The organism is Streptomyces sp. SolWspMP-5a-2, assembly GCF_900091845.1.
Lineage (GTDB): Bacteria > Actinomycetota > Actinomycetes > Streptomycetales > Streptomycetaceae > Streptomyces > Streptomyces doudnae.
The window spans coordinates 1-12,112 of record NZ_FMCI01000111.1 but is presented as its reverse complement, the minus strand read 5'-3'; the positions used below and the strand labels follow the sequence as shown (position 1 = coordinate 12,112).

At 71.4% G+C, this 12,112-nt stretch carries 8 protein-coding genes; 7 read left to right on the top strand and 1 reads right to left on the bottom strand.

What is annotated here, in order from left to right; translation table 11 throughout:
* Window positions 1-157 precede the first annotated feature (157 nt).
* Window positions 158-1,372, top strand: a complete 1,215-nt coding sequence (locus tag GA0115242_RS10735; protein WP_176729789.1) for a S8 family serine peptidase — start codon at window positions 158-160, stop codon at window positions 1,370-1,372.
* 171 nt (window positions 1,373-1,543) lie between these two features.
* Here the strand turns inward: GA0115242_RS10735 and eccCa are convergent, their stop codons facing one another.
* On the bottom strand, window positions 1,544-5,512 hold the full coding sequence (gene eccCa, locus GA0115242_RS10730; protein ID WP_093827021.1) for a type VII secretion protein EccCa: 3,969 nt from the start codon (window positions 5,510-5,512) through the stop codon (window positions 1,544-1,546).
* 280 nt (window positions 5,513-5,792) lie between these two features.
* Between eccCa and eccD the strand changes: the two genes are divergently transcribed.
* From eccD to GA0115242_RS40305, 6 genes are all read left to right on the top strand, one after another.
* The gene (eccD, locus tag GA0115242_RS10725; RefSeq protein WP_093827019.1) at window positions 5,793-7,193 is read left to right on the top strand and encodes a type VII secretion integral membrane protein EccD; all 1,401 of its coding nucleotides are present in this window, start codon (window positions 5,793-5,795) and stop codon (window positions 7,191-7,193) included.
* Between the two features lie 24 nt (window positions 7,194-7,217).
* Complete coding sequence (gene eccB / locus GA0115242_RS10720; RefSeq protein ID WP_093827017.1) at window positions 7,218-8,756, top strand: type VII secretion protein EccB; 1,539 nt, start codon at window positions 7,218-7,220, stop codon at window positions 8,754-8,756.
* Between the two features lie 274 nt (window positions 8,757-9,030).
* Window positions 9,031-9,381 carry a hypothetical protein gene (locus GA0115242_RS10715; RefSeq protein ID WP_093827015.1) on the top strand — a complete coding sequence of 117 codons (351 nt, stop codon included), beginning with the start codon at window positions 9,031-9,033 and terminating at the stop codon, window positions 9,379-9,381.
* 87 nt (window positions 9,382-9,468) lie between these two features.
* A complete protein-coding gene (locus GA0115242_RS10710; RefSeq protein ID WP_093827013.1) occupies window positions 9,469-9,789 on the top strand; it encodes a WXG100 family type VII secretion target in 321 nt (106 codons plus the stop codon).
* A gap of 94 nt (window positions 9,790-9,883) precedes the next feature.
* Window positions 9,884-10,363 carry a type VII secretion system-associated protein gene (locus GA0115242_RS10705; RefSeq protein ID WP_093827011.1) on the top strand — a complete coding sequence of 160 codons (480 nt, stop codon included), beginning with the start codon at window positions 9,884-9,886 and terminating at the stop codon, window positions 10,361-10,363.
* 107 nt (window positions 10,364-10,470) lie between these two features.
* A partial coding sequence (locus tag GA0115242_RS40305; RefSeq protein ID WP_176729788.1) for an AAWKG family protein occupies window positions 10,471-12,112 on the top strand: 1,642 nt, incomplete at its 3' end.

Genomic DNA, 12,112 nt, shown 5'->3' with positions numbered 1-12,112 from the left:
GGACGGTGACGGGCGGCACACCCGCGTGACGCGGCGGGCACAGCCATGTCCGGCACCCGGAGCGGCAGTTGCTCCCGGGACACGGTACCCCGTGCCGACACCCGCCGCGCGAGGGCGAGTTACCGGGTCGCGGGGCCGTGGGCGTATCGTGCGCGCCATGCGACCTGCTCGTTCCCCCCGTCGTCCGGTGCGGCACGCGGTGGCCGCCACCCTGCTGGCCGCTGTGCCGCTCGCCGCGCAGGCGCCGCCCGCCGCCGCCTCCGTCGAACTCCCCGCCGTGCCCTCCCTGGTGGCGCCCGACGAACCCTGCACCAAGGGTTCGACGGAGCGGGCCCGCGAGGAGACGTGGACCCGGCAGGCGCTCGGCCTGAAGCGGGCCTGGTCCCTCGCGGACGGCGGCGGTGTCACCGTCGGCGTGGTGGACAGCGGCGTCGGCACCGCGATCCCCGCCCTCGGCGGCCGGGTCACCGCGGTCGGCGACGCGGGCACCGACTGCGTGGGCCACGGCAGTTTCGCCGCGGGCCTGATCGCCGCCGCGCCCTCCGACGGCGTCGGCATGGCCGGGGCAGCGCCCGGCGCCAGGATCCTCGCGGTGCGCGGCACCGACACCCGCGGCACCGCGACGGCCGACCGGCTCGCCGACGGCATCCGGGCCGCCGTCGACGGCGGCGCGAAGGTCGTCTACGTGGGGCGCGTGGTCCCCGACGGCAAGGAGGTGCTGACGTCGGCGGTGGAGTACGCGCAGAAGCACGACGCCCTGGTCGTCGTGCCGTTCGCGCCGGACGCCCTGGCCCGCGACCGGTCCACCGGCAAGACGGTCGAACCGGCGCCCTGGTACTGGCCCGCGGCCGTGCCCGGGGTGCTCTCGGTCATGGACTACGGCCCCGACGGCACCCGCCCGGAGAACGCCCCGCAGACCGGGCGCGCGGACCTCGCCGCGCCCGGTGACGCGGTGGTCAGCGTCGGGCCGAGCGGCGCGGGCCACTTCATCGGCTCCGGGTCCTCCTTCGCCGCGGCGAACGTGGCCGGCGCGGCGGCGCTGGTCCGCTCCCGCAACCCGGGGATGACCGCGGCCCAGGTCTCCCGCCAGCTCGTCGCCGCGGCCTACCCGGCGGTGCCGCCGCGTCTGGACCCGTACGCCGCGCTCACCGCCGTCCTCACCGACCGGCAGGCCGCCGTGCCGGACGCGCCGCGCGCGGACATCCCGCCGGAGGCGTCCCCCGTGCCCCGCAGGCGCGCCCTGATGATCGCGGGCGCGGGCGGCATGCTGGTGGCGCTGGTGGCGGGCGCCGCGGTGGTCATCCCGCGCGGCCGGGCCCGCGGCTGGCGCCCGGCGGACCACGGCGACCGACCGGACACGACGACGACCTGAACCCGGGGCCCGGGGACCCCGGTTGTAGGTGAGAGCACGCGGCCACCGGCACCCGCGTGACCGTCCCGCACCGCTCGGGGCGGGCGGGGTGTTCCGTCCGCCGGGTCCCGGAACGTCTCCGCCCCCGGCACGTGCGTGCCGGGGGCGGAGACGGTCTCGGGGGATCCTCGGTCACTTCTCCGATTCGTCCATCATCGCCGTCTGCACCTGGGTCGTCTTGCGGCGGGCGACCCGGATGGCACGGCCCGGATTCATCGTCCGGCCCTTGATGTTGCCCAGCAGGTAACCCTCCGAAGGCGGGCAGGACAGCAGCAGGGCCGGGGTGTTGACCTCCAGCATCCGCCGCAGCAGCATCTCGTTCAGGCCGCGCCCGGCGCCCGCCGCGGACCGGGTGACGACGATGTGCACGCCCACCTCCCAGCCCAGGGCCAGGTGGTTGAGGAGCGGATCGAACGGTGCGTTGCCGATCCCGGCGCCCAGCATGTCGTAGTCGTCGACGAGGATGAACAGCCGCGGGCCGGTCCACCAGTCGGCCTGCTTCATCCGGCCCGGCGCGATGTCAGGTCCCGGCACCCGGGTCTGGACGGCGCGGGCGGCGCCGTCGATCAGGTCCTTCAGGGCGTCCATCGACACCGCGTGACCCAGCCGGTACTCCTCCGGCACCGCCTCCACCAGGTCACGGCGGTAGTCCACGAGCATGATGCGGGCCTCGGCGGGCGTGTACCGGTCCATGATGGACTTCGCCACCAGCCGCAGCATGTTGGTCTTGCCGCTCTCGGTGTCGCCCACGATGAGCATGTGCGGGCTCTCCCGGAAGTCGTGCCAGACCACCGAGAGCCGCTCCTGCTCCAGACCGATCGGCATCCTGAAGTCGCCCCCGGCGGGCGGGAGTTCCCGCACCGGCAGCTTCGTCGGCAGCATCCGCACCCGGGGCGCGACCGGACCCTGCCAGCTCTCCTTGACGGCGGCCACCAGACCGGAGACGCCGTCGGAGAGGTCGTCGGCCGACTCCATGCCGTCGATGCGGGGGAGCGCGGTCAGGTAGTGCAGCTTGCCCTCGCGGGTCAGACCCCGGCCCGGCACCCGCGGCACGGTGGCCGCGCGGCGGGTGTCGATCTGGGAGTCCATCGGGTCACCCATCCGCAGCTCCACGTGCGTGCCCGCCTGGTCGCGGATGGCCGCGGTCAGCTCCACCCAGCGGGCGGTGGTGACGATCAGGTGGATGCCGTAGTTCAGACCCCGGGCGGCGATGGACGCGAACGTCTGGATGTTGCGGTCGAAGTCCTGCCGGACCGTGGACCAGCCGTCGATGACGAGGAACACGTCACCCTGCGGCTGGTCCGCGAACTCGCCCGCGGCCCGCCGCCTGCGGTAGGTCGCCATGGAGTCGATGCCCTGGTCGAGGAAGAACCGCTCCCGGTCCGCGAGCAGCGCCGTGACCTCGGCGATCACCCGGCCCACCCGCTCGGTGTCCAGCCGCGCCGCGACCCCCGCCGTGTGCGGCAGGTCGGCCAGCGCGGCCAGCGTGCCGCCACCGAAGTCCAGGCAGTAGAACTGCACTTCGCGCGGGGTGTGGGTGAGCGCGAGCGCGGTCAGGACGGTCCGCACCATCGTGCTCTTGCCGCTCTGCGGGCCGCCCGCGATGGCGACATGGCCGCCGACGCCCGAGAGGTCGACGGTCAGCAGGTCGCGGAGCTGCTCGAAGGGCTTGTCGACGATGCCGATCGGCACCGTCAGCCGTCCCCGGTGCGCCCAGCCGACCGTGGTGAGCCCCAGCTCCGGGTCCGGGGTCAGCGGCGGCAGCACCTGGTCCAGGGTGACGGGCAGGTCGAGCGGCGGCAGCCACACCTGGTGGGCGGGCGGACCGGCGCCCAGCATCCGGTCCACGGCCACCGACAGCAGCGTGTCGCCGGTCTCCTCCTCCACCTCGGGCTCGGGCTCGGGCAGATCGGGAAGCTGGCGGGGCACCACGTACCCGGCCGTCCACGGCACCGTCTGGTTCGCCACCCGCGCCTGGTTGGCCCGGCTGCGCCGCTGCTGGTAGGGGCCCGAGACGTACGCGGCGCGGAACCGGGTCAGCGCCTCCACACCGGACTTCAGGAACCCGCTGCCCGGCTGCGGCGGCAACTGGTAGGCGTCCGGGACGCCCAGCACACCGCGGCTCTCCATCGCGGAGAAGGTCCGCAGACCGATCCGGTACGACAGATGGCTCTCCAACTGGTGCATGCGGCCCTCGTCCAACCGCTGCGAGGCCAGCAGCAGATGGACGCCGAGGCTGCGCCCCAGCCGCCCGATCATCACGAACAGCTCCATGAACTCGCGGTGCGAGGAGAGCAGTTCGCTGAACTCGTCGACGATCACGAAGAGGCTCGGCAGCGGTTCGAGCGGGACCCCGGACGCGCGCGCCTTCTCGTAGTCCAGCGCGGACGTGTAGTTGCCCGCCGCCCGCAGCAGCTCCTGGCGCCGGATCAGCTCACCGTGCAGCGCGTCCTGCATACGGCCCACCAGCGCGGCCTCACCGGCCAGGTTGGTGATCACCGCGGAGACGTGCGGGAGTTCGTCGAGACCGAGGAAGGTGGCGCCGCCCTTGAAGTCCACCAGCACGAAGTTGAGGGTCTCCGAGGAGTTCGACAGCGCCAGCGCCAGCACCAGCGTGCGCAGCAGCTCGCTCTTGCCGGAACCGGTCGCGCCGATCAGCATGCCGTGCGGACCGGTGCCGCCCTGCGCGGACTCCTTGATGTCCAGCTCCACCGCCGTGCCGTCCGGGCCGACCGCGATCGGCACCTTCAGCCGGTTGGAGCCGGTGCTCTGCTTCCACAGGTGCTGCGGGTCGTGGTGGTAGAGGTCGGTGATGCCCAGCAGCGTGGTCAGCTCGACCTCGGAGGAGAGCGGTTCGGCGGAGTCGGAGCCGCCCGTGCCCATCCGGTAGGGCGCCAGCTTCTTCGCCAGGGCGGTCGCGCCGCCCGTGTCCAGCACGTCGGGGGCGCCGAGCCTGGTGGTCTGCTCCTTGCGCTCACGGTCGGTGCGGACCAGCGCGAACGAGTCCTCGCTCACGTCGAACCGGAGCGTGACCCGCCCGGGGCGCCAGCTCAGCGCGCCGGTCAGGTCCAGGACGACGGCGTTGCGGAACCCCGCGCCGTCCACCCGGTGCCGGGCCGGGACCGAACCGCCGTCCAGCACGATCACCGTGAACGGCTCGTCCCGTCCGGGCGGCGCGTCCGGGTCGAACGACGGGCGTTCGAGGAACTCCGCGCCGAGCAGGTCCTCCAGCTCGTTCAGGTTGGAGACGAACATCCGGGCCGGGCCCGCGCCGTCGTTCTCCTGCGGGTGAAGATTGTGGGGAAGCCACTTCACCCACTCCCAGTCGGCCCTCCGCTCGTCCGACACACACAGCGCCACCCAGACGTCGTCCGGCGCGTGGAACGTGGTGAGCTGGGCGACGATCGCACGGGCCAGCGACCGGATGTGATCTTCGTCGCCCCGGAACAGCACCCGCGCCCAGGCCCGCAGATAGATCGCGATGGGCTGGTCGGGCACCGTCGAGTAGGCGCGGATGAAGCTGCGCAGCGCGTGCGCCGACAGCGGCTCCAGGTCCTCCACCGGGGTGGTCGCGGTCGGCGTCAGACGCAGGCCCAGCTTCTGCTCGCCGACCGCCACCCGTATCTCGCCGAAGTCCTCGTCCTGCGGGCGCCGTTCCCAGAGCCGGGAGGTGCCCGCGAGCTGCCACAGCGCCGTGGGCGGCGGGTGCCGCCACGCCAGCGCCTTCTGCTGATCGGCCACGGCGGTACGGACCTTGCGCCGGATCTGCGTCAGGTACCGCAGATAGTCACGGCGTTCACCCTTCAGACGCTGCTTGCGCTCGCTCGCCTTGCGCATCATCTGCCCGAGCATCATGGCCGCCGACGACAGGACCATCAGCCCCATCGCCAGGTACATGAAGTGGCTGCCGCCGCCGCTGCTCATGCCCGGCCGCATCAGCATCAGCATCATGGACACCGACATCAGCGCCATCGGCAGGTAGGTCCACACCGCGGAGCTGTCCGGCACCACCTCGGGCAGGGTCGGCGGCTCCTGGAGCTTCAGCTCGCCGTCCGGCATCTCGGGGCCGCGCCGTCGCGCCGGGCGGCGGAACAGGACCACACTCAACGAAAGGTCTCCTCACGGGCGTTGCAACGTCGGTGGGAGGACGCCCCCGGCCCGCCGGCGCACCGCTGCGCCCTGCTGACGACCGGGAATGAACTCTGCTGATCCGGTATACCAGTTCGAGGAAGGGGCCAGTAATGTGCACCCATCCGCCGACGTGTTCGACACACGCATACGATGATGTCTCATCAGTGTCACCCGTCCCCACACCAGTCCGTCCCCGACGGAACCCGGGAAACCCCCTCGCAGCTCCCCGGAAGAAGCGTGAGCCAGCCCGATGACTGACAACCAGGTGGCAGGACTGTGCCGCCTGACCGTACGAGCGCCCGCCAAGTCGATCGACCTCGCGGTGCCCTCCGACGTCCCGGTGGTCGACCTGCTGCCCGCCGTCCTCGGCTACAGCGGTGACGACCTCGCCGAGAACGGCATCGACCACGGCGGCTGGGTCCTCCAGCGCCTCGGCGGCGAGCCGATGGACGAGGGCCGCACCCTCGACTCCTACGACCTGCGCGACGGCGAGACGCTCTACCTCCGCCCCCGCATCGACGCCCTGCCCGAGGTCCACCTCGACGACCTGGTGGACGGCATATCCACCACCATGCAGGACCGCCCGCACGGCTGGTCCCCGCTGGCCAGCACCCGGCTGCTGCGCGGATTCGCCGTCACCGCCCTGCTCGCCGGACTGATCGTCCTCGCCCTGCCCGGCGGCTCGCCCGTGCTGCGCGCCCTGGGCGCCGCGGCCGGCGGACTGCTGCTGATCGCCGGGGCGGGCGCCGCCAGCCGCGCGGTCGGCGACGCGGCGGCGGGCGCGGCCCTCGGCTTCATGGCGGGCCCCTACCTGGCCCTCGCCGGATGGCTGCTGCCCGGCGGCGACCTCGGCGGCCCGCACAGCCACGAGGTGCTCGGCGCCCGGCTGCTGGCCGCCTGTGCCGCGGGCGCGGGCGGCGCCATCGTCGCCCTGGCCGCCGTCGCCTCCTTCGCGGCCCTCTTCCTCGGCCTCGCCGTGGTCATGGTCTTCGGCACCCTCGTCGGCGCCCTCATGCTCGTCACCGACCTCGGACCGCCCCAGGTCGCGGGCGTCGTCGCCCTGCTGGCCGTCCTGCTCGGCGCGTTCGTGCCCACCCTCGCGTTCCGGATGTCCGGGCTGCGCATGCCCCCGCTGCCCACCAACGCCGAGCAGCTCCAGGAAGGCATCGAACCGCACCCCACCTCCGTGGTCTCCGCCCGCGCGGTCCTCGCCGACGGCTGGATGAGCAGCCTCTACGGCGCCGTCGGCACGGTCTGCGCCCTCTGCCAGGCGGTCCTCACCCACGACGGCGGCCTCCCCGAGGTCGTCATGGCGGTCGTCCTCGCGCTGCTGCTCCTGCTGCACGGACGCGGCCTGGGCAACGTCTGGCAGCGGCTCTCCCTCTTCGCCCCCGGCGCCGGCGGACTGCTGCTGCTCGTCCTCTTCGACGGCTACACCGGCACCCCCGACAGCCGCCTGCTGCTCGCCGCGAGCCTGCTGGCCGCCACCGCGGGACTGGCCATCGCCTCCTGGACGGTCCCCGGCAGGCGCCTGGTCCCCTACTGGGGCCGGGCGGCGGAGATCCTGCACTCCGCCACCGCGCTCGCCCTGCTGCCGCTGGCCCTGTGGGTGCTCGGCGTGTACAGCGCCCTACGCGGCCTCAACGGCTGACGGCCCGAACCGGAGGAACGCACAGTGCAGTCCAAGCGCGACCAGGTACAGGCGCACATGTTCGTCATGGGGCGGCTCACCTCGGGCATGCTGCGCGCCGACCCCGACGCCCCGGAGAGCCCGCAGGGCCGGACCAACCGCGGCGTCGCCCTCAGCATCGTCATCGCCGTCCTGCTCGCCGCCGGATCCTTCGTCTTCGGGCTCCTCAAGCCCGGCACCAAGGACTCCTGGCGGGACGAGGGCACCCTGGTGGTCAACAAGGACACCGGCGGCCGCTACCTGTACCTCGACGGACGGCTGCGCCCGGTGCGCAACTACACCTCGGCCCGGCTGCTGCTCGGCGCCGACATGGAGACCGCCTCGGTCGGGAGCAAGTCCCTCGGCGGCACCGCCCACGGCGCCCCCGTTGGCATCCCGGGCGCCCCGGACGACCTGCCCGGCGGCTCCGCCCTGACCACCGGCCCCTGGCAGGTGTGCTCGGCCACCGGCGTCACCGGGACGACGTCCACGGCGCTCGTCGTCGGCACCGACCTCGGCGGCGACGGCCTGGCGGGCTCCGAGGGCCTGCTGGTCACCGGCCCCGACAAGGCCCAGTACCTGGTGTGGCAGGGCAGCAAGCTGCGCCTCGACGTCGCGGGCGGCGCCCGTGAGGCCCTCGGCTACGGCTCCCGCACCTCCCGGCCGGTCTCCGCGGCCCTGCTCAACTCCCTCTCCTCCGGCCCCGACCTGGCGGCGCCCGCGGTGGAGCGGCGCGGCGACGCCGGACCCTCCATCGGCGGCGCCGACACCCGGATCGGGCAGGTCTTCCAGGTCTCCGCGCCCGGCGGCGACCTGCACTACTACGTGCTGCGCAAGGAGGGCCTCGCCCCCGTCAACGCCACCATGGCGGCGCTGCTCCTCGGCAACCCGGAGACCAAGAAGGCGTACGCGGGCGGCACCGTCGCGGCCACCACCCTCGGCGCCGCCGCCGTCATCGGCCACCTGGCACCCGGCACCGAGGGCGGGGAGACCCGCACCGACATGCCGGCGAGCCCGCCGAAGGCGGTCGAACCCGGGGTGGGGACCAGCCCGTGCGTGAGCATCCAGTCCGGCGCCGACGGCACCCGGGTGAGCGTCTCCCTCGCCCGCACCGAGGAGATCGGCCGACCGGCGCAGGCGACGACGGAGGGGCTGACCGCGGCCTGCGTGACCGTCAACCGGATCGTGGTGCCGCCGGGCGGCGGCGCCCTGGTGCACGCGCTCGGCGCGGACGGCTCGAACGTCGGCAGCACCGTCTACCTGGTGACGGACAACGGGGTCAAGTACCGGGTGCCGTCGGACGACGCGCTGAAGGCGCTGGGGTACACCGCGAGCCAGGCGCAGCGGCTCCCGTCGTCGCTGCTGTCGATGGTGCCGACCGGTCCCGATCTGACCGCGTCGGCCGCCGCCTCCGGCCGCGTCAGGGCGACGGCACCGCCGTGCGGCGAGGGCGCCGCGCGAACGGCCGAGGGCGCGGCGAAGGCGGCGGACGGCGGCAAGGTGAAGGCCGCCGCCGGCGGTGAGGTGAAGGCCGCAGGTGATTGAGGGGAGGAACTCCGTGTGTCCGTACGGTGAATCGGAATTTGAGGAACATCTGAGGATGCGTCCGGTCCCATCAAATAGCCTGTACGCACAGGGAATTGTAGATGCGGGAACGTAACGGCCCTTCTCGCCGGTAGGCGTTGCTCGCACTCTGCGATCCTTTTACCATTCTTGTCTGCACCAACCAACGGGATGACGGTGCTACCGCATCCGGTTGCGCAAGCCGCGCCAGCGCTTCGGGCCTGGCGGTGAATATCCACCGGAAAGGGGCAAGCCCATGGCGGGCATGCAGAGGGCTGAAGAACAGGCGACACGGAACGGCATCCAGGCTCTCGAGATGGCGTTCTCGGGTGTCCAGAGCCGCCGTCAGGACGTCGAGAACACCAAGCACGGCATGATCTCGGCCCTCCAGGGCAGTGACGGTGGCGCGTTCCAGAAGCTGCTGGACTCCTGGGACGAGCACGCCGAGATCATCTCGAAGAACCTGCAGGACATGATCAACCAGCTCAACGAGACGCTCCGCGCGCAGGGCATGACCCAGGGCTCGTCGAACGAGGCGATCAACCAGGCGTACTCCCAGTCGCAGTCCATCTTCGACAACCTGATGGGCAGCACGAGCGGCAGGTGACCGTGAGGACCGGCGCACCGCCGGTCCGCCGTCGCCCGCAGCACCGAGACGACCTGCCCCCACTGCACCAGCGAGACGAGGTCACCCATGCCCGACAATCTCACTGACGGATACATCTACGTCAGTTACGCCCACGTCGACAACGCTGTCGACGACATGCGTCTGCAGACCCGCGAGATCGAGAAGATCATCAACAGTCTGAACGACGAACTCCAGGCCCTCAAGAACTCCTGGGAGGGCGACGACCGCGCGGTCTACGACCAGAAGCAGGCGGCGTGGAACCAGGCGGTCGCCAACATGGCGAAGTGGCTCGAGGACAACGCGAGCACGCTGAACCACATCCGCGACCTCTACACCCACAACGAGCGCCAGCAGACGCAGAGCTGGCAGGACGTCAGGATCGGCTGATCCTTTGACCTGGGGCGGCCGTACCACGTAGCGACAACCGTGGCGCGGCCGCCCGTCGTGTCATCCGTACCGAGACGGAGAGAGAGACAGGGACATGGCCGACGGCACTCCGCCCGCAACACAGCTCAACAAGGAATGGCTCCAGAACTTCAAGGACCAGGACATCGCGGGCTTCCGTGCGGTGCTGAAGAAGATCACCGAGGACGGCTCGGACCCCGTGGTCCCGGCCATGAAGACCCTCAAGGGCGACGACGGCACCATCGAGGGCCTGCCGTTCGACACGCCCGTCCCGCTCGCGATCGGCAACCTGGCGCAGGACACCAGCACCCACGGCAAGTCCGTGAACGGCGCCGTGGTGAAGATGGTGGCCACCCTCGACGGCATCCTCACCAGCCACATCGAGCTGTTCAAGGACATCGACTCCGCCCTGGAGGAGACGATCGACACCCTGTTCAAGACGCAGGGCGCGAGCCTGGACGCCATCGACGGCCAGAAGCTCTACGACATCTTCGAGGACGAGGACGTCGAGACCGACCTGACCACGACGCCGGGCGAGGGCGACGACGAGGACTAGGGCACGCCCGCCCCCTCGCACCGTCCCACCGCCCCCACCCCACGCGTCGCCCCGGCCCGGTACCCGCCGCCCCGCCTGCCGTTCGACCCCTCTGATGGAGCCCAGCCATGGCCGATGACAGCACCGAGTACGCGGACTACTGGCTGAAGGCCGTCCGCCTCTTCACCGGGTACGAGGCGCCCGCCAGGAACACCCTCTTCGACGAGATCATCGGCAACCACGGCATCAAGCAGATGAAGGTCGAGGTCACCAAGCAGGGCAGCGTCGACTCCGTCACCGGTGAGGAGTACGACTGGATGGTGGAGAACGCGGGCTGGGACATCCAGAACACGGACTTCGTCATCCCCTTCTACACCCGGGGCGGCAGCGAGGGCGTCACCTACTACAAGGCGCGGTTCACGCTGCTCGGTGCGAAGATCGCCGACGGCAAGCCGGTGGGCGGCGAGGTCGTGGGCTCCGAGGGCAAGAGCCACTACGGCAAGGAGCTGGAGGACGGCCACTTCAAGCCCAGCGACGACGGAACGGTCTGGAACACCTTCAACCTGACCAAGTACTCGTACGGCACCGGCCACGCGCTCTCCGACCTGCTGGAGAAGGACAACGGCACCCTCGGCTACAGCTGGGGCGGCGAGCCTCCCATCGAGATCGGCAAGGGCGTCCGCCTCAAGTCCTTCGACATGGTGGCCGACTCCTTCGACCGGGTGGCGAAGTTCTTCTGGGACAGCAAGACCACCATGGACGACTGGCAGAACCGGGTCAGCAGTTCGCCCAACGACGCCTGGCTCGGGCAGGCCGCCGGCGTCTTCTGGGACCTCATCCACGAACTGCGCCGCCGCTACGACCACTACGCCGACGACATGGAGGCCGTCGGCGGGGTGTCGAAGCAGGGCAAGGCGATGCGCCAGGCGGGGAAGGACCTGCGCACCCAGGCGCAGAACCTCAAGAACAAGTGGGACTACTGGAACGTCTACGAGGGCAACCCGCTGCGCTGGCTGGTCGACCTGCTCTCCGAGATCGCCAACAAGTCCTGGTACAACAACCTGACCCAGGTCGACGCCGACTACGAGTACTACGGCGAGGCCGGCGGCGCCTGGAACTACACGCCCCGGGGCGGCTTCACCTCCCAGGCCACCGACGCCCACGGCAAGACCTACGGCGAGATGACCGAGCTGGACACCTGGAAGGCCGTCGGCGAGGAGGCGGTCAAGCGCTGGGAGACCTCCGTCAAGGAGAAGCTGAGCGATCCCGCCGAGGACGCCCTCAAGGCCCTCGCGCTCGCCTGGGGTTCGTCCACCTTCGACCTCGGGTCCATCAGCACCAAGGGCGACAAGGGCATCGGGGATTCCTTCAAGGAGGACAAGGCCGACAAGGCGATCAAGGACGCCGAGGAAAAGGCGGCCAAGGAGAAGGCCGAGGCCGAGGCCAAGTACGAGAAGGACAAGAAGGAAGCCGAGGACAAGGCCGCCAAGGAGAAGGCCGAGGCCGAGGCGAAATACGAGAAGGACAAGAAGGAAGCCGAGGACAAGGCCGCCAAGGAGAAGGCCGAGGCCGAGGCCAAGTACGACAAGGAGAAGAAGGAGGCCGAGGAGAAGGCGGCCAAGGAGAAGGCCGAGGCCGAGGCCAAACAGGCCGAGATGGAGGCGAAGCAGGAGGCCAAGGAGAAGGAGCAGGAGGCCAAGCAGGAGGCGAAGGAGAAGGAGCAGGAGGCCAAGCAGGCGGAGGCCGAGGCCAAGCAGGAGCAGATCCGCA

Excerpts from the sequence above, each read along its gene's own strand:
- GA0115242_RS10715 (WP_093827015.1), top strand. The coding sequence starts at position 9,031 with ATGGCGGGCATGCAGAGGGCTGAAGAACAGGCGACACGGAACGGCATC.
- eccD (WP_093827019.1), top strand. The coding sequence starts at position 5,793 with ATGACTGACAACCAGGTGGCAGGACTGTGCCGCCTGACCGTACGAGCG.
- GA0115242_RS10735 (WP_176729789.1), top strand. The coding sequence starts at position 158 with ATGCGACCTGCTCGTTCCCCCCGTCGTCCGGTGCGGCACGCGGTGGCC.
- GA0115242_RS10705 (WP_093827011.1), top strand. The coding sequence starts at position 9,884 with ATGGCCGACGGCACTCCGCCCGCAACACAGCTCAACAAGGAATGGCTC.
- GA0115242_RS10710 (WP_093827013.1), top strand. The coding sequence starts at position 9,469 with ATGCCCGACAATCTCACTGACGGATACATCTACGTCAGTTACGCCCAC.